The following is a 23,061-nucleotide window of genomic DNA, read 5'->3' as shown; positions in this document are numbered from 1 at the left end:
AGGTGATGCGGATGTCGCCATCGCCCTCACGCGGCATGCAGCTCAAGCCGCTGGCCCTGGCCGTACTCTGTATGGCGGTAGAACTGTGCCCGCTGCCTGCTGCCGCCGACGATTTGCCACCGCCGCCCCGCGCCGTCAGCATGCCGGATACCACGCTGTATCTGGAGCCGGTGGTGAACGGCCGCCCGACCGGCAGAGTCGTGCCGGTCGCCTACCGGGGCGGCCATTACTATTTAACGCCTCAGCAGCTGATCGATGCCGGCCTGCCGGTGACGGACAAACAGGTGAAAGAGATCGCCGTCGATCAACTGGATAAGGTCGACGTCACCTACAGCGGCGAAACGCAGCAGTTGCTGATCTCGGTGCCCAACGACTGGCTCCCCAGGCAAACCCTTGGCGACGCCAACCCGGAGCAGCGGCTGCCGGCGCAAAGCAGCCTGGGCTTCTTGCTGAATTACGACGCCTACGTCAGCCAAAGCGGCGGGCGCGGCAATCCGGGCTATTTTTCCGCCTGGAGCGAACAGCGGCTATTCGACGGCTTCGGCGTTATCGCCAACACCGGCATTTTCCGCAGCAGCTTCAATGGCGAGACCGCCGCGCAGCAGAACAATCGCTATATCCGCTACGACAGCAGCTGGCGCTACAGCGACGACGACACCATGCTCAGCTATACCGCCGGCGATCTCACGACCGGCTCGCTGCCCTGGACCAGTTCGGTGCGCGTCGGCGGTCTGCAGGTGGCGCGTAATTTCGCCACGCGGCCGGATCTCATTACCTACCCGCTGCCGCAGTTCTCCGGCCAGGCCGCCGTGCCGAGCAGCGTCGATCTGTACATCAACAGCTATAAAAACACCTCCGCCAACGTGAATCCCGGCCCGTTCACCCTGAATACCGTGCCCTATATCAACGGCGCCGGTCAGGCGACGGTGGTGACGACCGATGCGCTCGGCCGCCAGATCAGCACGACGGTGCCGTTCTATGTCGCCAGTTCGCTGCTGCAGGCCGGGTTGAGCGATTTCAGCCTGTCGGCAGGCGCGCTGCGCCAAAACTACGGTTACCGATCTGCGGACTACGGCCAGTGGGTGGCCAGCGGCAGCGGGCGTTACGGCGTCACCGACTGGCTAACGATCGAAGGGCGGGCGGAAGGTGCGGCGGAATTGGCGGTCACCGGCGCCGGCGCCGGCGTGCGCATCGGGCAGTTAGGGGTGCTCAACGCCTCCTACAGCTACAGCCAGGCGGGCCGCGACGCTTTCAACGCCCCGCCGGTCACGCCGCGGTATTACGATCCGGTCACCGGCCAACCGGTGCAGCAACCGGATGCCGAGCCGGTCTATCAGTACGCCGGCCGCCACGGCGATCAAACCAGCCTGAGCTACACCTACAGCAATCAGTATTTCAGCCTCAACGCTCAACGGGTGCTGCGCAGCGCGGACTTTGGCGATCTTTCCACCTATAAGAGCAGCTATCGGCTGAGCCGCCGCACCGATCAGCTGACCGGCAGCATCGGCCTGAGCCGCTTCGGCAGCCTGGGCGCCGGTTATTTCGACGTGCGCGACGCCATCGGCCAGCGCACTCGCCTGGTCAACCTGTCGTACAGCCTGACGCTGTGGCGCAACATCAGCCTGTACGCCTCGGCGAACCGCGAGATTGGCGGTGACGGTTACAGCTCTCAGCTGCAGATCAGCATTCCGTTCGATACCTGGGGCACCGCCAACGTCAGCACCGCCCGTGACGCCGGCAATCGCTGGAGCGAACGCGTGGCTTACAGCCGCGCCGCGCCGACCGACGGCGGTTTCGGTTGGAATCTGGCCTATGCCGGCGGCCAGGGCAGCAACAGCGATTATCGTCAGGCGGATGTGACCTGGCGCACCTCGCTGTTGGAAACCCGCGCCGGGCTGTATGGCAACCGTAACGACTACACCCGCTGGGGCGAAGTCAGCGGTTCTCTGGTCGCGATGAACGGCGGCGTTTATGCCACCAACACCATCAACGATGCCTTCGCGCTGGTATCGACCGACGGCTACGCCGGCATTCCGGTCAGCTACGAGAACCAGCGCATCGGCGTCACCAACGACAAAGGTTATCTGCTGGTGCCCACCGTCACCTCGTATTACCACGCCAAGTTCCAAATCGACCCGCTCAATTTACCGGCGGACGTTAACCTGCCGGCGGTCGAAAAAACCGTCGCCATCCGCGATCACAGCGGCTACCTGGTCGAATTCCCCGTCCAGCGCCTGTCCGCCGCCGACGTGGAGCTGGTCGATGCGCAAGGCAAACCGCTGGCCAACGGCAGCCAGGTGGCGGTGCTCGGCGGCAATCAACAAAGCTACGTCGGGTGGGATGGCATGACCTATATCGATCCGGTGCAGCAACACAACCGGTTAAGCGTAATCCCGGCCGACGGCGGCCCGCCGTGCCAGGTCAGTTTCAGCCTGGCCAACCCGCAGGGGCTGCAACGCGTCGGCCCTCTCGTCTGCCAGTAACACACGGAGAAGAAGAATGATGTCTCGGCAAGTGAAAATCTTTTTGGCGGCGCTGCTGTTGATGTGTGGACAACGCGCGCTGGCGGACTGCGCCACCACCAACGGCACGGTTACCCTGCCCAGCAGCAACTCCTTCGCCGTCTACAACGGCCAGATAAGCGCCCAGGGCACCGCGGGGCTGAACTGCACCGGGCTCGGGCTCAATTTGCTGTCGCAAAACACCGTCACGGTCAAGATCGCTTCCACCACCAACAACATGGCTCTGCTGAATGGCAACGGCTCAGGTGATAAAATTTCTTATTTGATCTACCCGGATTCGAACTACCAGTATCCGTATAGCGTCGGCCAGACCATCGATTACAGCTCGCTGAATCTGCTGTCGCTGATCCTGATCTCTTCCAACGTCAACTTTCCGGTGTATATCAAAACCGTCGTCGGCGCGAACGTCAGCGCCGGCACCTATACCGATACCATCAACCTGGTGTGGAACTACCATATCTGCGGCCTGGGCGTGATAGGGCTTTGCATCTGGTGGGACGGCACCAATCAACCCAGCACCGTGACAGTCACCGCGGTCATCACCAAGAGTTGCCTGATCAACACCGCCAACAACGTCAACTTCGGCAGCATGGCCTTAGTGGGGCAATTCAATCCGATCAACCAAAGCATCACGCTGACCTGCACCAAATCCCAGTCTTACAGTTCCTACTTCACCAACGGCAACAACCCGGTCACCGGTTGGCGGCAAATGCTCAGCGGCACCAGCAACTTCCTGCAGTATCAGATCTATTTACCCAATACCAGCACCGTGTGGAGCAGCACCAACGCGCAAAGCGGCACCGGCACCGGGTTGGCGCAAAGCATTCCCTTTACCGCCGCCATCAACCCGGCGCAGACCGAAGTGCCGGTCGGCACCTATCAGGATAACGTCAGCTATGTCGTGACCTATTAGGGCGGCCGCTAGCCGCTCAGGAAGAATGTTGCCAAAATGTATTTTTTATGTGGCATTTTTTGCTCATTTGGCTATGCTCATACCGATGGCCTAACTGGTCTAACCTCCTACCACATCATTGAGCAAGGAGTTCCCATGAGCAAAACCGTCGTAAAAATTGGCAGCTTCGAGGTCGATGACGCGCATCTTCACGCCACCGCCGACCGTGCAGGCACCCTGAGCATCCCCTGCAAGTCCGATCCGGATCTGTGCATGCAGCTCGACGGCTGGGATGAACACACCAGCATTCCGGCCATCCTCAACGGCAAGCAGTCGCTGCTGTACAAACAACACTACGATCGACAGACGGACGCCTGGGTGATGCGGGTGGCATGAAAATGCATCCAGTCGGCTGACGACGCGCTGCTTTATCAGAAACAGCGCGTTTTTTTATGCGATGGCGATGCCGCGGCCGGCAAAGAAGTGGGCGAAGCGGTTGAGTGACAGCTGTACTCGCTCGCGCGTCGCCGGGCTGTCGCCCGAAGGATTATGGAAGGTCACGCTTTGCGCATCGGCGGCGGTGATCAACACCAGATGCCCGCCCCGCTGCGGCGGTATACTCTCGGGCCGGCGAATGGCGGGATGCACCGAGGCGATAAAGTAGCGGCATTCATGAAGCAGCGCCGGCACATCGGCGGCCGCCATCCCCACCGTCACCTCCGCCTGCAGCGCGAACTGCTCGCGCACGTACTCGACGAACGGCGCGTAAATCAGGCCCTTTATCCGTTCACCCTCGCGCACATAGGCGCCGTAGGGCAGGCTGCGGCGCGCCAGTTCCAACAGCGGCGGCGCTTCGCCATCGCGGTGGCCCAGCACCATTTTCAGGCAGGCCATGCCGCACACGTGGTTGGCCCACTCGACGTACTCCGCCCGATCGCGGGCGCCGCTGCGCGCCCAATTCTCGTCTTGCGCCAGCGTCGCGCGGCCGGCGATCAGATCGGCGGCCATCTCCGGGCTCGCCCACTGGCACTCGTAGGGAACGGCGCGCATCAGTTTAGAACTTGTCGACGACTTTGAAATTCATCAGCACCAGCGTCATGTCCGGCGAGAACAGATCGTACTCTTCGAAGAAGCGCTGCAGCTCTTTGCGCCAATGCGCCAGCGAACGGTCGCCCTCGCCTTCGGCAAAGGCGTGTGCTTCATCGACCTGATCGTAGGTTTTCATTTCCACCGCGGTCAGCTCAACCGCGCAGACCGGCTCTCCCTTGCCGTCCACCACCAGGAACCGATCGCCAGCCTGCGGAATGCCCTCGCCGTCCAGATTGGAGCAGGTCGCCGTTTTGGTGCCGTTCAAAATCAATTGCACCACTTCATCGGCCTGCTGTTCGGTATCGCCGAACGCCCAGCGCTCAAGGTGCTCGTATTTCTGTGGAATTGCCGTCGCCATGATTATACCTTTTGGAAAAATGCCTCAATGCAGACAGGATAGTACAACGTATTGGCGGCCGTCTGCATCCGTCACAAGCGCGACTGCGCGTTACGCCAGCGCCGTCTTTACGAGTTTTTACCGTTCTTCGCTGTGCCTTCAACGCTACGGGGCGCATACTGTGAACATTATTCACTCAATAGCAACGCCAGGCGGCAACATGCGGCAAGACGATTTCGATGCTGACGATACCTTCAGCGATTTACTCAACAGCGTCGCGTTGGCGACGCTGTTGCTCATCGCCATCGCCGGCGGATGGTATCTTAGTTAAGAGAGGGTGACGTGGCGACAAAACGCATGGGCAACAAGCTCAGTAAAATGGTGGTGGTGCTGCTGCTGATCTGCCTGGCGTTGCTGCTGTTGCGTTGGGCGGCGATAGCATTCGGTTAATCCCATAAAACGACGCCGGCCAGCCGCCGGCGCCCTGCTCACCGCCGCGGCGCCGCGGTCGGCTCCAGTAACTCGCGCAAATAGGCCAGACGCGCTTCCCCCTGTGGCAACCAGCGACGGCACAGCCAATGTTGCGTTTCACCCGTGCGGCTGAGGCGGTAGTACTCCGCCAAGGTTTCAACCCAGTTCATGATGTGTTCTCCTGCTTTTCGACACTGCAAGTATTGAGCGCAAAAACCAGAAGAAATACTGATGGCTTGTTTTTTATGCTTCCTGTTTTTGGCCGTCGGTAGCGAAGCCGCAGTTCAACTGCTACATTGGGCGAAAATCAACCCACCGAGGTGTAGGCCATGACGTTCTCGGAACAGGAGATTAAACCCGTATGGGATGAGGTCGCCCGCCTGATCGGCGACGGCGTGATGCAGCTGCGCCATCGCGGCGAAGCGCTGTCGGTGGAAACGCTGGAGAAACATCTGGCGCGGCAGTTGGCCGACAGCAACGACATCGAACGGCGTATCCTGCTCGGCGCCGCCATCAACATGCTGAAAGGCGGAAAATGAATCGCCAACCGAAAAGGTTGGCGATCCGACAGAAGCCCGAGGTATGCAAGCCCGGCCTTCTGCGCGCTACTATGTCACGCTAATATGACGTAATTAATAGGAATTGTCGGGTTTTTGCCCAAAACGCCCTATTTTTGTTGCCTGCATTACGCCAACACGAAATCGCTGGCATCCAGAGGCTGCCCCACCACTTTCACCAGGAAATCGTTGCCGTCAAAAGCGCCGCCCAGGTTGATCGCCACATCGCTGACGTGATTTTGCACATCGTAGCTCAGCTTCGCCTCGCCCGCCTTGCCGCTGAACTGATCGACGAAGCGGATGCCGTCGGCGCTGCCGGTGTTGAACAGCGTCAGATCGATCTTGTCCTCGCCGCGCACGAAGTCGCGGATCCAATCCGGCGCCGCCGCCGTCGACTCATCCGCCGCGAAGTAGACGAAGGTGTCCTTGCCGGCGCCGCCCCACAGCTGATCCGCCCCTTTACCGCCGTACAACACATCATCGCCCGCGCCGCCCTTGAGCACGTTATCGGCGGCGTTCCCGACCAGCACATCGTTACCCGCCCCGCCGATGGCGTTTTCAATCGTTACGCCCGCCGCGATCGACACGTTGCCTTTCAGGCCGCCGACGTCCGAGAACGCCTTTTCATTCAGGTTGATGCGCTGATTTTGGCCGAAGCCGGAGAAGTCGAAGGTGTCGTTGCCGCCGGCATCCCAGGCGGTGAAGATTATCTTGTCCTGCGCGCCGGTGGCGGTGAGGAAGTCGCGATCGGTGTTGGAATTGAAACCGTAAACCGTGTCGCCGGTGCGGGTGTTCATGTTGGCGCCGTAGAAATGCTGGATCGCCGTGATGTCATTGAGCAACGGCCCGGAAGAGTAGGCGCCTTTAAAGTCCTGCCCAGTGTTGCTTTCACTGAAATAGCTCATCAGGCTGTGGGCGCGGCTGTCTTCGAAGTAGGTCGCGTCTTTAGCGTAGGTGATGCTGACGCCCGGCGCGGCGTTATAGTCGCCCGGGTGTTGCAACCCCAGCGCATGACCGATCTCATGGGTGAAGGTCTGGCGGCCGTACTCGTTTTCATGGATCTGGTTGTTGACGAAGGTGTGGTTCTTGGCGTTATACCAGGTTTGACCGGCGACCGAAGGCGATGAATCCGGGTTATACGCAAAGGCATAGGAGCCGCGCGAGCTGTAATCGAACAGACCGAATTTGATGTTGGCGGCGGCGGTGTTGCTGGTCTCGGTGAAGGTGATGTTGGCCACGTCGGACCATGACTGCAGCGACAGTTTGGCCTGTTCGCGCTGTTCCGCGTTAAAGCTGCTGAAGCCGCTGATGCTCATGCTCGACATATTACCCGGCGCCTTTTCCCAGAAGCTGTAGGTCAGGGAGACCGGCTTTTCGGTCACGCCCTTGTCGTGCCAACTGCGATCGCCGCGCACCAGTTCCAGGCCGGCATTCTCGAACGTTTTCGACGGATGAAGCACGGTAATGGTGTCGTCTTCATCGGGTTTATAAGCGCCCAGCAGGGCTAATACGCCTTCGGCCTTAACGGAAGCATTGCTTGATGACATAACCTTATCTCCATATTCGTCAATTCAATCGGGGTGATGCCCCAACTGGCGGATTGCCTGAACGGCAGCGGCCCGGTGTTGAATCAATACGGGGATATCGGTAATGCGCTGGCGCCTTCCATCGGCACTCTGAATGAGAACGATAATCCCTTAAGAGAAGAGAATAGACACATTTTACCGAGAACAGATTTTTCTTATCAAAAGTGTGACAGGGATTTTCCGCCATGCGAATGATTTTAAAGGTAATAATCAGCATTATCACGATGTCGAAAAAAGTATAAAAAAACCGGGGCAATCCAACCCCGGCTATCCATAACACACTCTGGACTCAGACTAACCAACCGAGCAACAGCGTCGCGCCAATGACCGTGGAAGCGCCGCCGATGCGCGTAGCGATTTGGGCGAACGGCATCAGCCCCATGCGGTTGGACGCCGACAGGATCGCCACGTCGCCGGTGCCGCCCAGGCCGCTGTGACAGCAGGTGACGATCGCCGCTTCCACCGGGAACATCTTCAGGTAAGGCGCAATCAGGAAACTGACCAACCCCATCGACAGCACCACCGAGCCGCAGACCACCACATAGCCGACCGAGAACACCGCAACCACGCTTTCCAGCGGCACGTACAGCATGCCCAGACCGATCATCAGCGGCCACACCAGCGCGGTGGAGACGAACTTATAGAAACTGTGCGCGCCGGTCTCCATCGAAGCCGGGATCACCCGGCAGTATTTGCACAGCACCGCGAACAGGATCATCAGCACCGGGCCAGGGATATGCACGATATGCTCGAACAGGCCGCCGACGATAAAGAAGGCGCAGATCACCAGCAGCCCGCCGCCCATCAGTTGGAAATCGACGTTGCCGCTTTGTTCCTTGATGGCGAACATCGCGTTCTCCTGCGCCGAACGGATCAGCATGCCGTCGCCGCTCAGCGCCTTGCGCTGCATGCCGATGCGCGCCAGCACCCCGGCGGTGACGATGGCGAAGATATTACCCAGCACCGCCGCCGGCGCCAGCTGCGCGACGTAGACGTCCGGCGTCGATCCCAGGATCGCCGAATAGGCCAGCGACAGCGGTAAAATGCCCTCGCCGATGCCGCCGCCGATGATCGGCACGATGATAAAGAAGAAGGTGTGATAGAAGGTGAAGCCGAACAGTTTCCCCACCAGCAGCCCGGTGATCACCGCCGTCACCGTGCCCACCACCAGCGGCACGAACATGCGAATCATCCCCTGGATCAGGATCACCCGGTTCATGCCGAGAATGCTGCCGACCACCAGACTGGCGATGACGAAATAAAGCAGGTTGGCGTCTTTCATCAGCAGATGGACGGTGCCCATGACGTTGGGCTGGAACACGTTGAAGTAGACCAGCACCGACGGCACCATCAAACACAGAATGGCCGGCCCGCCGATATCGCGCAGCACGGGAATGCTTTTACCCAACTGCGCCAGCGCAAAGCCCAGCGTCATTATCACCGCCAGGCCGCCGATCATATTCTTCGGCAGGAAGTTGGCATAGGCGGAAATCGCCACGATGGCGCAAATCGTGATAAACAACGCGATCGGCACCGCACCGATATCTATTTGACGAAGTTGATTAATTAATCCTGATGATTCGGACGATGCCGTATTTTTATCACAGGCTATTTCTGCATTTATCTGTTTCATTATTCACCCTGCTGACAAGCGTACAGTACGGTTAGATTCACCTGGCGCAACAATCCCGCCATAGCCAAGTGAAAACAACTAATTACAAAAATCCTATTGCGGATTTCGCTTTTTCTAATAAGAAATAAAACAGTAGACAGCACTGACAATATGATAAAAAATAAAAATGCAAAACTAAATTACGCAGAGGGAATTCAATATTGTGACCCTCCGCCAAGGTTGGTTTTAATTAATTATCGTCAGCATTTTGTAATTAAAGTAATCAGGCTTAAATTCGCTGCTATGCTATAGGAGGGCGAAAAAGCCCCCTGCTTTATTAATAAAGAACCGGAAACGCCATTAGCTGAATCCGGTCAGCTTGATCCGAACCTTAATCCTGCGCGCGGCACCGCACGGGAAAAAGGCATAATATGACTCATAAGGAAGTAGAATATGTCTTCACGCGCTGTTACCCCACAAACCCTCGCTCGCTACGGCATCCATCAGGCCGCCGACATCGTCTATAACCCCAGCTATGAATTGCTGTTCGCCGAAGAGACCCGCGCCGACCTGCCGCCGCTGGAACGCGGTACCCTCACCCAACTGGGTGCGGTCAACGTCGCGACCGGCGAATTTACCGGCCGTTCGCCGAAAGACAAATACATCGTGCGCGACGACACCACGCGCGACACCGTCTGGTGGTCCGACAACGGTACCGGCAAGAACGACAACCAGCCGCTGTCGCCGGAAGTCTGGCAGCACCTGAAGACGCTGGTGGGCAACCAGCTCTCCGGCAAGCGTCTGTTCGTGGTGGATACCTTCTGCGGCGCCAACGCCGATACGCGCCTGAAGGTGCGCTTCATCACCGAGGTGGCCTGGCAGGCGCACTTCGTGAAAAACATGTTTATCCGCCCAAGCGACGCCGAGCTGGCGGACTTTGAGCCGGACTTCGTGGTGATGAACGGCGCCAAATGCACCAACCCGGACTGGCAGCAGCAAGGGCTGCACTCGGAAAACTTCGTCGCCTTCAACCTGACCGAGCGCATGCAGCTGATCGGCGGCACCTGGTACGGCGGCGAGATGAAGAAGGGCCTGTTCTCGATCATGAACTATCTGTTGCCGCTGAAGGGCATCGCCTCGATGCACTGCTCGGCCAACGTCGGCGAGCAAGGCGACGTCGCGGTGTTCTTTGGCCTGTCCGGCACCGGCAAAACCACCCTCTCCACCGATCCGAAACGCCAGCTGATCGGCGATGACGAGCACGGCTGGGACGACGACGGCGTGTTCAACTTCGAAGGCGGCTGCTACGCCAAAACCATCAAGCTGTCGCCGCAGGCGGAGCCGGAAATCTATCAGGCGATCCGCCGCGATGCGCTGCTGGAAAACGTCACCGTGCGGGCCGACGGCAGCATCGACTTCGACGACGCCAGCAAAACCGAGAACACCCGCGTCTCTTACCCGATTTATCACATCGAGAACATCGTCAAACCGGTGTCCAAAGCCGGCCACGCGCGCAAAATCATCTTCCTGACCGCCGACGCCTTCGGCGTGCTGCCGCCGGTGTCACGCCTGACGCCGGAGCAGACCCAATACCACTTCCTGTCCGGCTTCACCGCCAAGCTGGCCGGCACCGAGCGCGGCATCACCGCCCCGACGCCGACCTTCTCCGCCTGCTTCGGCGCCGCGTTCCTGACGCTTCACCCGACGCAATACGCTGAAGTGCTGGTGAAACGCATGGAGGCCGCCGGCGCCCAGGCTTACCTGGTCAACACCGGCTGGAACGGCAGCGGCAAGCGTATCTCGATCAAAGATACGCGCGGCATCATCGACGCCATTTTGAATGGCGACATTGAACAGGCCGAGACCTTCACACTGCCGATCTTCGGGCTGGCAGTGCCGACCGCGCTGCCGGGCGTCGATCCGTCGATCCTCGATCCGCGTAAAACCTACGCCGACGAATCGCTGTGGCAGGAGAAAGCGCAGGATCTGGCGCAGCGCTTTATCGATAACTTCGCCAAATATACCGTCACCCAGGCGGGCGAAAAGCTGGTGAACGCCGGGCCGAAGCTGTAACGCAGACGTTTTGCATCCTGCTGTTTAAGGGCCGAACTTTCGGCCCTTTCTTGTTTTCATTCTTCCGCCAGCAAACCCGGCATCACCAGCGCTACCGCCGCCGCGATACGCTCGTCGATCGCGCTGCCGGGCGGCAACAGCCCCAGCGTCATCTGCCGCAGCGGTTCGGCGATGGCCATCGCCAGCAGCAGATCGCTGGTTTGCGCCCAGTCGCGCTCACGCAGCCACCCGCACTGCTGCTGGCGCCGCAGCCAGTCCGCCACCGTCGCCCGTCCGCGCTGAATGCCGTTGCGCTGATAGCTGTCCAGCAGCGCCTCGCGCCCCGGAAACTCGCTCTGCAGCAGCCGAAACATCCCCACCGCTTCGGCGCTCAATACCTGCTGCGCCACCGCCTTCAGCCCTTTTTCCAACAGCGGCGCCACCGCCTCCCACCGCCCGGCATCCTGGGCGAAGGCCGGCTGAAACGCCTCGGTCCAGCCGCTCACCGCCTGTGCCACCAGTTCGTCGCGATTGGCGGCAAAGCGATACAGGGTTTTTTTAGCCACCCCGGCGCGTTTCGCCACCGCATCCACCGTTGCCGCGGCATAGCCGCCGTCGAGCAACAGCGCCAGCGTCGCCTGCGCCAGCGCGGCGCGCAGCGCCGTTTCCGGCGTGGCCGGCCGGCCGCGAGCACGCAGCGGTTCTTCATTCGGGTTCGCCATATTTATTCCTCACAAGCATTGACAGACTCAGCATAGCGGCATAGCTTTATTTTGGAAACACAATTCGTTTCCAAAATAAAACAGGAACCCATTATGACACATCCTTCCCTGCTGGCGCCGTGGGGCGTTAACGATATCAACGAGTTGCTCAAACCTGAACCGCTGCGGCTGGAGATGGGGCTGAGCCGCAGCGCCGACGGTTTGCTGACCGTCGCGGTCCGTACCGATCTGCACGGCTGCAAGGGCCGTATGCTGGACTGGTGGTTCACCTTCTTTGAGAACACGCAGCACATCAACTGGTGGCACCCGCACGATCACGTCGAACATCGCGGCTGGGATCGCCATTGGAAAAAAGGGGAAAGCTACGTCGGCGCCAGCATCGAAGCGGTCGAATGGCTGGCGGAGCTGCCGCCGGTCGCGGCGCGCCTCAAATTCCACGCCGCCGAGGACTTCTTCGCGCCGCAGCCGCTGCGCCAGGCACGTGACGCGCAGGCGCTCTCCGCCGCCGTGTGCGCGCGCATCGGCTTCGGCGACCAGGTGGCGTTGGATGACAACGGCGATCCCTGCGACGGCGAAATGCTGCATCTGGCGCGCGATACGCCCTACGGGTGCGTGCTGCGCAGCCGTTTCCTGCTGGGTAAAGCCTGCGCCAACGCCCACGACGAACTGTCGGACGACATCGGGTTTAACCTGATGCGCCACTGCTACAACGAGTTCAGCTATCTGGCGCAGTTCCTGCCCTCGCTGTACTACGCCGAAAACGGCCGCGAGCCGGCGCCGTTGCTCTGGTGAATCGCGCCTCACAGTTCCCGCTGAAATCAATTGATTGTTTTGTCGTATAAATTTAGAACTGACGGACAATAATTCAAATGTATGGGAACGGGGATGAATCAACAGACTCTCGACGCGCGCCGGTCGCGTCAGGCGTTGCTGGCCGGCTCGGTCGGTAACTTTATCGAATGGTATGAGTTCGGGGTATACGGTTTTCTGGCCACCGTCATCGCCGCCAATTTTTTCACGCTGCAGGGTGAAAATGAAATCACCAGCCTGATCCTCACCTACGCCGCCTTCGCGCTGGCATTTTTCTGCCGGCCGCTCGGCGCGGTGATCTTCGGCCGCATTGGCGATCGCATCGGCCGTCGTCCGACGCTGATTGCGGTCCTGCTGCTGATGACGCTGGCGACGGCGTTGATCGGCGTCATGCCGACCTATGCCTCGATCGGCGTCGCCGCCCCGCTGCTGCTGACGCTGCTGCGCATGTTCCAGGGGCTGTTCGCCGGCGGCGAATTCGGCGGCGCCGTGTCGCTGATGACCGAGTTCGCCCCAAAGGGCAAGCGCGGGCTGTTCGGCGCCTGGCAATCGCTGACCGTCGCGCTCGGCCTGTTGGCCGGCGCCGGGCTGGTGGCGCTGCTGGCCGCGCTGCTGAGCGTGCAGCAGTTGCATGACTGGGGCTGGCGCATTCCCTTCCTGCTGGCGCTGCCGATGGGCGCCGTGGCGCTGTGGCTGCGGCTCAAGCTTGAGGAAACGCCGACGTTTACCCAGGCGCAGCAACGCGCGGAACAGGCCGCCACACCGCAGGAAGCGAAACTGAGCGGCGTGGTGAAAACCATTCTGATCGGCATCGGCCGCATGATGGGCTGGTCGGCCGCCGGCTATACCTTCCTGGTGGTAATGCCTTCCTATTTGCAAACTTCGCTGCACGCCACCTTCCAGCAGGCGCTGGTGGCGACGGTGCTGGCCAACGTCGGTTTCGCCCTGACCATCCTGCCGGCGGGCATCATCAGCGACAGGCTGGGGCGTAAAACGGTGATGCTGACGGCGGTGGCGGCGGTGATCCTGTTCACCTTCCCACTGCTGCACCTGTTGCAGGATGCGCAGAGCTCACTGTGGATCAAAGGACTGGCAGTGATGATCGCCGGCGCCGTGGTCGGCCTGCTGGCCGGTCCCGGCCCAGCGATGCTGGCGGAGATGTTCCCGACCCGGGTGCGCTATACCGGCCTGGGGCTGGCTTACTCGCTGTCCAATGCGGTGTTTTCCGGCTCGGCCGGGCTGATTATCACCGGCCTCATCAAACAGACCGGCAATATCGACATTCCCGCCTACTACGTGGTCGCCACGTCGGTGGTCAGCCTGTTTGCGCTGATGACGCTGCGCCGCGACGATCACCTGCGTTCGCTGAACGAACGTTAATCCTTCGGGGCGCATCGCCCCCATTCCAACTCGTGACAATGATCACAACGCAATAATGTTAACGTTAACTTTTGTGATTAACATCGCACGCGTGATATCTGCTAGCTTCATCCCTTTGCGAGTTAACGTTAACAATAGAGCTAACTTCACTCACCGGGGCCCTACCCATGAACCGCGAAACAAAAAAATATTACGTGCTGCTCAGCGGCCTGCTGTTCTTCTTTTTCTTCACCTGGTCTTCCAGCTTTTCGCTGATCTCGCTGTGGCTGAATCAAAAGATCGGGCTGAAAGGCGCCGAGACCGGCCTGATCTTCTCCGCCATCTCGCTGGTGGCGCTGTGCGCACAGCCGTTGTACGGCTTTATTCAGGACAAACTTGGGCTGCGCAAACACCTGCTGCAGTTTCTCGGCGTAATGCTGCTGCTGACCGGCCCGTTCTTTATCTACGTTTATGCCCCGCTGCTGGCGAGCAGCCTGCCGCTGGGTGCGTTGGTCGGCGGGCTGTTCATCGGCGCGACCTTCTTCGCCGGCATCGGCGCGCTGGAGTCTTATACCGAGCGCGTCAGCCGCATCAGCGGTTTTGAGTTCGGCCGCGCCCGCATGTGGGGCTCGCTCGGCTGGGCCAGTGCCACCTTTGTGGCCGGTTTTATCTTCAATATCAATCCGAACATCAATTTCTGGCTGGCCTCCGCCGCCGCCGTGGTATTCCTGTTGCTGCTCAGCCAGGTGCGCGAGCTGAAGCCGAACGCCATGGCCGGCCTGGCGTTCGGCAAACCGGAGAACCTGCGGCTGCAGGATGCGCTGGCGCTGCTGCGTATGCCGGGCTTCTGGGCGCTGGTGGTGTTTGTGCTGGGGATCAGCGTATACAACGTTTTCGATCAGCAATTTTCGGTCTACTTCGCCTCACAGTTCGCTTCTCGCGCACAGGGCAACGAGATGTACGGTTTTCTCAACTCGCTGCAGGTCTTCCTCGAAGCCGGCGGCATGTTCCTGGCGCCGCTGCTGGTGAACCGCATCGGCGCCAAGCAGGGGCTGTTGCTGGCGGGCAGCGTGATGGCGCTGCGCATGTTCGGTTCCGGGTTGGTCAGCGGCGCCCTGATGATCTCCGCCATGAAACTGCTGCACGCCGTAGAGTTGCCAATCCTGCTGATCGCTATCTTCAAATACATCGCCAGCCGCTTCGACAGCCGACTCTCCTCCACGCTGTACCTGGTGGGCTTTCAGTTCATCACCCAGGTGATGGCCAGCTTCCTGTCGCCGCTGGCGGGCTACGGTTATGACCGCATCGGCTTTGCCGATACCTATCTGCTGATGGGCTGCGCGGTCGCCGCCACCACGCTTGTCTCCTGCTTCCTGCTGCGCGGCGAACGCTCCGCCACGGCAACGCCCTTTCCATCCGCCATTAAATCAAGTGAGTCTGTCCAATGAACACTGCTTTAGCTCAAGCCGACCATGCGGTCGAAGCCCTGTGCGCAGAGCGCCGAGACGATTATTATCCGCAGTTCCATCTCGCACCGGCCGCCGGCTGGATCAACGATCCCAACGGCCTGATCTGTATTGACGGCGTCTATCATGCGTTCTTCCAACATCATCCCTATAGCGAGCACTGGGGGCCCATGCACTGGGGGCATGCGACCAGCCGCGATCTGATCCGCTGGCAGCGCCAGCCCATCGCCCTGGCACCCGATGCGCCCTATGACCAAGACGGTTGTTTTTCCGGCTGCGCCGTGGATGACAACGGCGTGCTGACGCTACTTTACACCGGCCACGTGTGGTTGGGCGAACCCGGTGACGACAGCCAGGTGCGGGAAGTGCAATGTCTGGCCACCAGCGAAGACGGCATACGCTTCGTCAAGCACGGGCCGGTGCTGGCCCCGCCGGACGGCATTCAGCATTTTCGCGATCCGAAAGTCTGGCGCGAAAACGGCGAATGGTGGCTGGTGGTCGGCGCCAAAGAAAACGGCCTGGGCCAGGTGCGCCTGTACCGTTCTGCCGACCTGCGCGCCTGGCGCTTCGATCGAGTGCTGGCCGGCGCGCAAACGGCGCATCAGGGCTATATGTGGGAATGCCCGGATTTCTTCCCGCTGGGCGAGCAACACCTGCTGCTGTTTTCGCCGCAGGGGCTGGCGGCGCAGGGTTACCGCTACCGCAATCGCTTCCAGAGCGGCTATCTGCTCGGCCATTGGCGGCCGGATGGCAACTTTACGGTGACCCAGCCCTTCTGCGAGCTGGATGCTGGCCACGATTTCTATGCGCCGCAGACCTTCTCCGCCGCCGACGGCCGTCGGCTGCTGTTTGCCTGGATGGATATGTGGGAATCACCGATGCCCAGCAAAGCGCACCGCTGGGCCGGCGCCCTCACCCTGCCACGCGAGCTGACGCTGGCCGCCGACGGCAGCGTCCGCATGAATCCGGCGCGTGAACTGGCGGCGTTACGCCGAGGATCGCAGACGTTGTCGGCGCAGACGCTGACCAATCAGCATTTGCCGCTGACGAACGATATGCAGGAGCTCATCCTGACGTTGAGACCGGCCGACAGCGACGCCGAGCGGTACGGGCTGGCCATTGGAAGTGCGGCGCGGCTGTTCGTCGACAATCAGTCACACCGACTGGTGCTGGAGCGTTTTAATGAACACCCGGCGCTGTGCACCTGCCGCAGTGTGCCGCTGCCGGAGGGTGACATCCTGTCGCTGCGGATCTTTATCGATCGCTCCTCGCTGGAGATCTTCGTTAATCAGGGGCAGGCCTGCCTGACCAGCCGCATCTATCCGACGGCGGGCGATCGCCGTCTCAGCCTGTTCGCCGAAGGCGGACGAGCGCTGTTCGAGCCCATCACGGGATGGCAGTTGGCAAGCATCTGGGGGTAATGGGAATGAGCACCGGGCGCAGCGACGCCCCCGGTGCGTTTACAGTGAACCACGTTCCAGCAGCGGGCAAGGCACTTTCACCGTATCACGCTGTTCCCGCCGCTCAATCACATGCAGCGCCGCAAGGCGACCCAGTTCATAATGCGGCAGCTGCACCGTCGTCAATGCCGGCAGGAACAGCTCGCCGGTGCCGACCATATTGTCATAGCCCAGCACCGCCACCTGCTGCGGTATCCGCCAACCTTGCACCAGCAATACCTGATACGCCAGAAACGCTATCCGATCGTTCCCACACACCACGACATCGCAATCGCGCCGGCCGGCGGAAAAATGCCGCTCCAGCAACGCTACGCAGTCGCGATAGCTTTGATCGCCGGCGCTTAGATCGAGATGATACTGCCGCAGCTGTTCAACATCGCGCCCCGCTTCGCGCCAGGCGCGTTCCAGACCGCGGCGGCGCAGCCCCGCCGCCAGCGTATCCGCCGGTAAATGAATGCACAAAGGCGCGCGATAGCCTTTGGCGATCAGCGTGCGCGTCGCGTCATACTGCCCTTGCTCGTCATCAGGAATGTAGCTGGCGATCGAATGCGCCGGGCTGACGCAGTTGGCCAACACCAGCTTTTTGTCCAGCAGTTTGGCCGGCAGCGTCACCTCACGCAGCCCCATGGTGGTGAAGATCACCCCATCCGGCCGATGCGCCAGCAGCAGATCGACGGTCTGTTCGGCGTTGTCGTCGGCGAACAGGTTGACGACGAAGCTGTTCCAGCCGCGCTCGCGCGCGGTTTTTTCAATCGACAGGATCATTTCCACCGAGAACGGCGTCGTGGCGGTGTCCAGCGCCAGCACGCCGAGCGTCTGCACGCGATTTCCGTCACCGCGAATACGCCGCGCCGACAGATCCGGCACATAGTCCAACCGATCGATAGCCTGTTTGACGCGGCGGTAGGTTTCCGGCCGCAGCTTGCCGGGGTCATTGATGGCGCGGGACACCGTCATCAACGAGACTCCGGCAAGTTTTGCGACGTCTTTCAGCGAAGCCATGCGCCCTTCTTTATGATTAATGGGAAAAAGTGAATAATCCCATAACCGGGCGCAGGACTCTACTCTGCGTTAACGGGGTGTGATGTTCGCCCACAGGATAGCGCTACCGGCCCTCAACGGCGCCACGTCGCCCCCCGCCGCCGATGCCGTCCACCAGACGCCCTCGCGCGCGCTCAGTTCGCCGCCCCCCGGCAGCGACCAGAGCCCGCTCAGCACATACAGCACCCCCGCCCGCCCCGGCGGCAAGGTTAGCGGCTCGGCGCTGCGTTGCACCTGCGCCACCAGCCGACCGCGGCGCGTCATGATGTTGAAATCCTGACTGGCGCCGCCCAGCAGCGTCGCTTCCAGCGCCACGTCGCCGGAAAAGGCGAACGGCTCCCCGATACGCGCCAACTGATGGTCGATATGCCCGGCGCTGAACAGCCGCACGCCGTCGCCTTCCAGCAGCGTGATCGAACGATCGATGCCCGCAAAGGCGGAAAACGGCCCGTCCTGCGCGATGGTGGCGATGCTGGCGCGCCAGTCGAAATCCGGCTCGCCCGGCGGCCAACTGACGATTTCACGGGTTTCCCCGCCGCCGTTGCGCCACGGGCTGACCGGCAACCCAGCGAAATTAAAACGGGTCTGGCTCATCACGCCTCCTGCTGAAAGGTTTTCAGCACCTGCAGGAACTCGGCGCTGCTCTGCTGCTGCAGCGCGTGCCGCCCCTGCTCGATCACCTGTCGGCCGCCGACGAACACATCGCGAATTTGCTCTTTGCCGCCGGCGAACAGCCAGCGGTTGAGGATCGAGGCATCCGGCGCCGCCGCCAAATACGGATCGTCGCCGTCCAGCACCAGCCAGTCGGCGCGATAGCCGCTCTGCAAGCGGCCGATCGGCGCGCCGCACGCCTGCGCGCCGCCTTGCAGCGCCTGGTGATACAGCACATCGCCCACCGCCGATTGCTGCGGTGTCGTCAGGCGATTGCGGCGCTGATCGCGCAGCCGCTGGCCGTATTCAAACCAGCGCAGCTCTTCCACCACGTTGAGCGAAACGTGGCTGTCGGAGCCGATGCCCCAACGCCCCTGCTGCTGCAGATAGGCGTCGCCGGGGAAAATGCCGTCGCCGAGGTTGGCTTCGGTGGTTGGGCACAGGCCGGCCACCGCGCGACTGCGCGCCAGCGCTTCCAGCTCATCGCGATCCAGATGGGTGGCGTGCACCAGACACCAGCGCTGATCCACCGGCAGATGGCCATACAGCCAGGCCACCGGTCGCTGCCCGCTCCACGCCAGGCAGTCGTTCACCTCTTTTTGCTGCTCGGCGATATGAATATGCACCGGCAAGGTGCGATCCGACGCGGCCAAAATCTGTTGCATCTGGCCAAGTTCCACCGCGCGCAGCGAATGGAAACACAGACCGTGATTCTGCAACGGGCGATCCGCCAGTTGGCGAGCAATCACCTGCTGCTGTTGCAGATAGCCTTCGGCATCCTGGATAAACCGTTTCTGCCCCGGCTGGGCCGGCTGGGCGCCAAAACCGGCGTAGCTGTACAGCACCGGCAGCATCGTCATGCCGATGCCGGCCTGATGCGCGGCCTCGCTGAGGCGGCCGCTCATCTCACCGCGATCGGCGTAAGGCTTGCCGTCGGCGTCGTGATGCAGGTAGTGGAATTCGGCCACCTGGGTATATCCGCCCTTGAGCATTTCGATATACAGTTGACGGGCGACCACCTCCACCTGCTCCGGCGTCAGGCGCTGCACCAGCCGATACATCAGATCGCGCCAGGTCCAGAAGCTGTCCTGCGGGTTGCCCGCCACTTCCGCCAACCCGGCCATCGCGCGCTGAAAGGCGTGGGAGTGCAGGTTCGGCATGCCCGGCACCGCATCGCCGTGCAGCCGGGTGCAGCCTTGCGGTTCAGCGTTGGCGGTAACTTGAGTCAGATAACCTTGCGCATCGACGTCCAGCCGGACGTTATGCGCCCAGCCCTCAGGGAGCAAAGCGCGTGGGGCAAAATAAGCAGGCATGGCAGTATTCCACGGTTAATGTAACGGCGAATAAGGCGCGGCGATGGCGCGTCTTCAGGAATTTTTGGCGGTCGCCGGCAAGTTTCTGGCGCGACGGCCACTAGTTGTATATACATATACATACACCGACATCAACAGTAAACTGGTGTTATTATTTTTTTATTTGACGAGGTTAACGTCGTGGCTGAACAACAGACCGTGTTACAACTGGCGGCTGCAATGAGCGATGCCCCCGCCCCGATCTACCAACGGGTCAAACAGGCGATCGTGAATCAAATCCGTGCGGGGCACTGGCAACCGCACCAGCGCGTGCCCTCCGAAAGTGAACTGGTGGCGGAACTGGGCGTCAGCCGCATGACCATCAACCGCGCGCTGCGCGAGTTGACCAGCGAAGGTTTTCTGATCCGCATGCAGGGCGTCGGCACCTTCGTCGCCGAAGCCAAGGCGCACACCGCGCTGCTGGAAGTGCACAACATCGCCGATGAGATCGCCGCGCGCGGTCATCGCCACAGCAGCAAAATCCTTGAGCTGAAAGCCCGCCCGGCCAGCGAGGAAGAGGCGGCGGCGCTCGGCATTCAGCCCGGCCAACGGCTGTTCTATTCGCAGATCGTGCATTACGAAAACGACGTGCCGGTGCAGGTGGAAGACCGCTGCGTCAATCCGCTGGTGGCGCCGGATTACCTGAAGCAGGATTTCGACCGCGTCACGCCCTACACCTATCTGACGCAGGCCGCGCCGCTGACCGCCGGCGAACACATCGTCGAAGCGGTGATCCCGACCCGGCGCGAACGCGAGCTGCTGCAGCTGGAGGACCACGAACCCGGCCTGCTGATCCACCGTCGCACCTGGTCCGGCAAAACCGTGGTGACCTCGGCCCGGCTGCTGTATCCCGGCAGCCGTTACCAGCTGTTCGGCCGCTTCACCAGCGAAGTCTGATCCCCGGCGGGCGCGCCCTGCGCCCGCATCTCCGTTGTCGATCACATCCTGATAACAAAATCTCTCCCGCCTCTTGTGACATCCCGGTGAATGCGTTAGGTTGTTTTTAATTGTATATACAACCATGTGGGAGCTGCGGCTCCGACGGAGGAAAGCAATGACGTCTGAGATTCACTGTGACAGCCTGTGGCACGGCGCCGATATCGTCACCATGCGCGACGGCAAATATCACACCCTGACCGACGGCGCGATCGCCGTACGCGACGGTAAGATCGTCTGGATTGGCGAACATGCGGCGCTGCCGCCCGATCTTATCGCGGACGAAACGGTGAAATTCGACGGCGGCATCATCACCCCCGGCTTTGTTGACTGCCACACCCACCTGGTGTTCGGCGGCAATCGCAGCGGCGAGTTCGAACAGCGGCTGAACGGCGTAAGCTACGCCGACATCGCCGCGCAGGGCGGCGGCATCATCTCCACCGTGAAAGCCACCCGCGAGGCCGACGAAGCGTTGCTGCTGGAGCAGGCGCTGTTCCGCCTGCGGCCGCTGCTGGCGGAAGGCGTCACCTGCGTGGAAATCAAATCCGGCTACGGTCTCAGCCCGGAAAGCGAGCTGAAAATGCTGCGGGTGGCGCGCAAACTGGGCGAGCTGCTGCCGGTCGAGGTGAAAACCACCTGTCTGGCGGCCCATGCGCTGCCGCCGGAATACGCCAACCGCGCCGACGACTACATCAATCTGGTCTGCGATACCATCATCCCGCAGGCGGCCGCCGCCGGCCTGGCGGATGCGGTTGACGCCTTTTGCGAACATCTGGCGTTCTCACCGGCGCAGGTGGAGCGGGTCTTCGCCGCCGCCGAAGCCGCCGGTCTGCCGGTCAAACTGCACGCCGAGCAGCTCTCCGCCCTCGGCGGCAGCACACTGGCGGCGCGCCATCACGCGCTCTCCGCCGACCATCTCGAATACGCCACCGAACAAGATGCCCGCGCCATGGGCGACGCCGGCACCGTGGCGGTGCTGCTGCCCGGCGCCTACTACCTGCTGCGCGAAACCCAGTGCCCGCCGGTGGAGCTGTTCCGCAAGCACCACGTGGCGATGGCGATCGCCAGCGACGCCAATCCCGGCACGTCGCCGGCGCTGTCGCTGCGCCTGATGATCAACATGGCCTGCACGCTGTTCCGCCTGACGCCGGAAGAAGCGCTCGCGGGCGTCACCACCCACGCCGCCAAAGCGCTGGGGCTGCAGCACAGCCACGGCACGCTGGAAACCGGCAAGGTGGCGGACTTCGTTCACTGGCCGCTGTCGCGGCCGGCGGAACTGGCTTATTGGTTGGGCGGCCAGCTGCCCTGTACGGTGATTTTCCGAGGAGAAGTACGTCAATGACCATTCGCGATCCTTTTAGCTTCCAGACCGGCAGCCTGCCGCTGCTGATCAGCATCCCGCACGCCGGCACACAACTGACACCGGCGGTCGAGGCCGGGCTGACCGACGACGCTCGCCCGCTGCCCGATACCGACTGGCACATTCCGCAACTGTACGACTTCGCCCGGGCGATGGGCGCCAGCGTACTGGTCGGCAACTATTCGCGCTTCGTCATCGATCTGAACCGCCCGGCGGACGACAAACCGCTGTACACCACCGCCACCACCGGTCTGTATCCCGACGTGCTGTTCGACGGCCGCCCAAGCTTCCTGCCGGGCAAAGCGCCGACGGACGCAGAACGCGCCGGCTATCTGCAGCAGATTTGGCAACCTTATCATCAGCAGCTGCAAAACGAGCTGGCGCGCCTCAAAGCGCGGCACGGTTATGCGTTGCTGTTCGACGCGCACTCCATCGCCTCGGTGATCCCGCGGCTGTTCGACGGCAAACTGCCGGATCTCAACCTCGGCACCAACGGCGGCGAAAGCTGCGCCCAGGCGCTGAGCGATCGGCTGGTCGCCTGCTGCGAGCAGCAACAGCAGTACACCCACGTGCTGAACGGCCGCTTCAAGGGCGGTTACATCACCCGCGCCTACGGTCAACCGCAGCAGCAACAGCATGCGATCCAGCTCGAGCTGGCGCAGGTCAACTACATGTCCGAACAGTATCCTTTCGCGTTCGAACCGCAGCGCGCCGCCTCGCTGCAGCGTCTGCTCAAGCAGATGATTGAAAGCCTGTTGGACGGCGCCGCCAGGCTGAACTGATCCC

22 protein-coding genes are annotated in these 23,061 nt (G+C 61.4%); 13 read left to right on the top strand and 9 right to left on the bottom strand.

The window, feature by feature from the left end:
• The first annotated feature begins 11 nt into the window (after positions 1-11).
• The 3 genes from J9788_RS02810 (at position 12) to J9788_RS02800 (ending at position 3,810) form a co-directional block, all read left to right on the top strand.
• Positions 12-2,483 carry a fimbria/pilus outer membrane usher protein gene (locus J9788_RS02810; protein WP_370576304.1) on the top strand — a complete coding sequence of 824 codons (2,472 nt, stop codon included), beginning with the start codon at positions 12-14 and terminating at the stop codon, positions 2,481-2,483.
• Positions 2,484-2,499: 16 nt separating this feature from the next.
• On the top strand, positions 2,500-3,435 hold the full coding sequence (locus tag J9788_RS02805) for a spore coat protein U domain-containing protein (RefSeq protein WP_182264598.1): 936 nt from the start codon (positions 2,500-2,502) through the stop codon (positions 3,433-3,435).
• A 135-nt stretch (positions 3,436-3,570) separates the two neighbouring features.
• A complete protein-coding gene (locus J9788_RS02800; protein ID WP_033652110.1) occupies positions 3,571-3,810 on the top strand; it encodes a YebV family protein in 240 nt (79 codons plus the stop codon).
• A gap of 54 nt (positions 3,811-3,864) precedes the next feature.
• Here J9788_RS02800 and J9788_RS02795 read toward each other — a convergent pair whose 3' ends face one another.
• Complete coding sequence (locus J9788_RS02795; protein WP_046898541.1) at positions 3,865-4,464, bottom strand: C39 family peptidase; 600 nt, start codon at positions 4,462-4,464, stop codon at positions 3,865-3,867.
• Between the two features lie 4 nt (positions 4,465-4,468).
• A complete protein-coding gene (locus J9788_RS02790) occupies positions 4,469-4,861 on the bottom strand; it encodes an ASCH domain-containing protein (protein ID WP_033638276.1) in 393 nt (130 codons plus the stop codon).
• 336 nt (positions 4,862-5,197) lie between these two features.
• Between J9788_RS02790 and yniD the strand changes: the two genes are divergently transcribed.
• Positions 5,198-5,290, top strand: a complete 93-nt coding sequence (gene yniD, locus J9788_RS25010; protein WP_016928013.1) for a small membrane protein YniD — start codon at positions 5,198-5,200, stop codon at positions 5,288-5,290.
• 38 nt (positions 5,291-5,328) lie between these two features.
• Here the strand turns inward: yniD and J9788_RS02785 are convergent, their stop codons facing one another.
• The gene (locus tag J9788_RS02785; protein ID WP_162837208.1) at positions 5,329-5,481 is read right to left on the bottom strand and encodes a hypothetical protein; all 153 of its coding nucleotides are present in this window, start codon (positions 5,479-5,481) and stop codon (positions 5,329-5,331) included.
• Between the two features lie 159 nt (positions 5,482-5,640).
• On the opposite strand from J9788_RS02785, the gene J9788_RS02780 reads away from it, so the two are divergent.
• A complete protein-coding gene (locus J9788_RS02780; RefSeq protein WP_004931526.1) occupies positions 5,641-5,850 on the top strand; it encodes a hypothetical protein in 210 nt (69 codons plus the stop codon).
• Positions 5,851-5,996: 146 nt separating this feature from the next.
• Here the strand turns inward: J9788_RS02780 and J9788_RS02775 are convergent, their stop codons facing one another.
• Both J9788_RS02775 and J9788_RS02770 read right to left on the bottom strand, forming a co-directional pair.
• On the bottom strand, positions 5,997-7,415 hold the full coding sequence (locus J9788_RS02775) for a serralysin family metalloprotease (protein WP_182264599.1): 1,419 nt from the start codon (positions 7,413-7,415) through the stop codon (positions 5,997-5,999).
• A gap of 328 nt (positions 7,416-7,743) precedes the next feature.
• Positions 7,744-9,087, bottom strand: a complete 1,344-nt coding sequence (locus J9788_RS02770; RefSeq protein WP_033642832.1) for a 2-hydroxycarboxylate transporter family protein — start codon at positions 9,085-9,087, stop codon at positions 7,744-7,746.
• Positions 9,088-9,519: 432 nt separating this feature from the next.
• Here J9788_RS02770 and pckA point away from each other — a divergent pair, with 432 nt between their 5' ends.
• A complete protein-coding gene (pckA, locus tag J9788_RS02765; protein WP_046898543.1) occupies positions 9,520-11,139 on the top strand; it encodes a phosphoenolpyruvate carboxykinase (ATP) in 1,620 nt (539 codons plus the stop codon).
• 56 nt (positions 11,140-11,195) lie between these two features.
• Here the strand turns inward: pckA and J9788_RS02760 are convergent, their stop codons facing one another.
• Entirely contained in the window at positions 11,196-11,840 is a 645-nt protein-coding gene (locus tag J9788_RS02760) for a TetR/AcrR family transcriptional regulator (RefSeq protein WP_182264600.1), read from the bottom strand.
• Positions 11,841-11,933: 93 nt separating this feature from the next.
• Here J9788_RS02760 and J9788_RS02755 point away from each other — a divergent pair, with 93 nt between their 5' ends.
• The 4 genes from J9788_RS02755 (at position 11,934) to J9788_RS02740 (ending at position 16,896) form a co-directional block, all read left to right on the top strand.
• Positions 11,934-12,632 (top strand): DAPG hydrolase family protein, encoded by a 699-nt coding sequence (locus tag J9788_RS02755; RefSeq protein ID WP_025302572.1) that lies wholly within the window; start codon positions 11,934-11,936, stop codon positions 12,630-12,632.
• A 93-nt stretch (positions 12,633-12,725) separates the two neighbouring features.
• On the top strand, positions 12,726-14,030 hold the full coding sequence (locus J9788_RS02750; RefSeq protein ID WP_182264601.1) for an MFS transporter: 1,305 nt from the start codon (positions 12,726-12,728) through the stop codon (positions 14,028-14,030).
• Positions 14,031-14,197: 167 nt separating this feature from the next.
• On the top strand, positions 14,198-15,457 hold the full coding sequence (locus tag J9788_RS02745) for an MFS transporter (RefSeq protein ID WP_182264602.1): 1,260 nt from the start codon (positions 14,198-14,200) through the stop codon (positions 15,455-15,457).
• Positions 15,454-16,896 carry a glycoside hydrolase family 32 protein gene (locus J9788_RS02740; protein ID WP_182264603.1) on the top strand — a complete coding sequence of 481 codons (1,443 nt, stop codon included), beginning with the start codon at positions 15,454-15,456 and terminating at the stop codon, positions 16,894-16,896. The genes J9788_RS02745 and J9788_RS02740 overlap by 4 nt, the downstream gene beginning before the upstream one ends.
• A gap of 39 nt (positions 16,897-16,935) precedes the next feature.
• On the opposite strand, the gene J9788_RS02735 is transcribed toward J9788_RS02740, so the two are convergent.
• From J9788_RS02735 to J9788_RS02725, 3 genes are all read right to left on the bottom strand, one after another.
• Positions 16,936-17,937 carry a LacI family DNA-binding transcriptional regulator gene (locus J9788_RS02735; RefSeq protein WP_182264604.1) on the bottom strand — a complete coding sequence of 334 codons (1,002 nt, stop codon included), beginning with the start codon at positions 17,935-17,937 and terminating at the stop codon, positions 16,936-16,938.
• A 69-nt stretch (positions 17,938-18,006) separates the two neighbouring features.
• Positions 18,007-18,570, bottom strand: a complete 564-nt coding sequence (locus J9788_RS02730) for a HutD family protein (protein WP_182264605.1) — start codon at positions 18,568-18,570, stop codon at positions 18,007-18,009.
• A complete protein-coding gene (locus tag J9788_RS02725; RefSeq protein WP_182264606.1) occupies positions 18,570-19,940 on the bottom strand; it encodes a formimidoylglutamate deiminase in 1,371 nt (456 codons plus the stop codon). The genes J9788_RS02730 and J9788_RS02725 overlap by 1 nt, the downstream gene beginning before the upstream one ends.
• Positions 19,941-20,120: 180 nt before the next feature.
• On the opposite strand from J9788_RS02725, the gene hutC reads away from it, so the two are divergent.
• From hutC to hutG, 3 genes are all read left to right on the top strand, one after another.
• A complete protein-coding gene (hutC, locus tag J9788_RS02720) occupies positions 20,121-20,876 on the top strand; it encodes a histidine utilization repressor (RefSeq protein WP_033652097.1) in 756 nt (251 codons plus the stop codon).
• 157 nt (positions 20,877-21,033) lie between these two features.
• The gene (gene hutI / locus J9788_RS02715; protein ID WP_004941304.1) at positions 21,034-22,257 is read left to right on the top strand and encodes an imidazolonepropionase; all 1,224 of its coding nucleotides are present in this window, start codon (positions 21,034-21,036) and stop codon (positions 22,255-22,257) included.
• Entirely contained in the window at positions 22,254-23,057 is an 804-nt protein-coding gene (gene hutG / locus J9788_RS02710) for an N-formylglutamate deformylase (protein ID WP_182264607.1), read from the top strand. The genes hutI and hutG overlap by 4 nt, the downstream gene beginning before the upstream one ends.
• Positions 23,058-23,061 lie beyond the last annotated feature (4 nt).

The organism is Serratia sp. X10 (genome assembly GCF_017811775.1).
Lineage (GTDB): Bacteria > Pseudomonadota > Gammaproteobacteria > Enterobacterales > Enterobacteriaceae > Serratia > Serratia ureilytica.
This window is presented reverse-complemented; position numbering and strand designations above follow the sequence as displayed.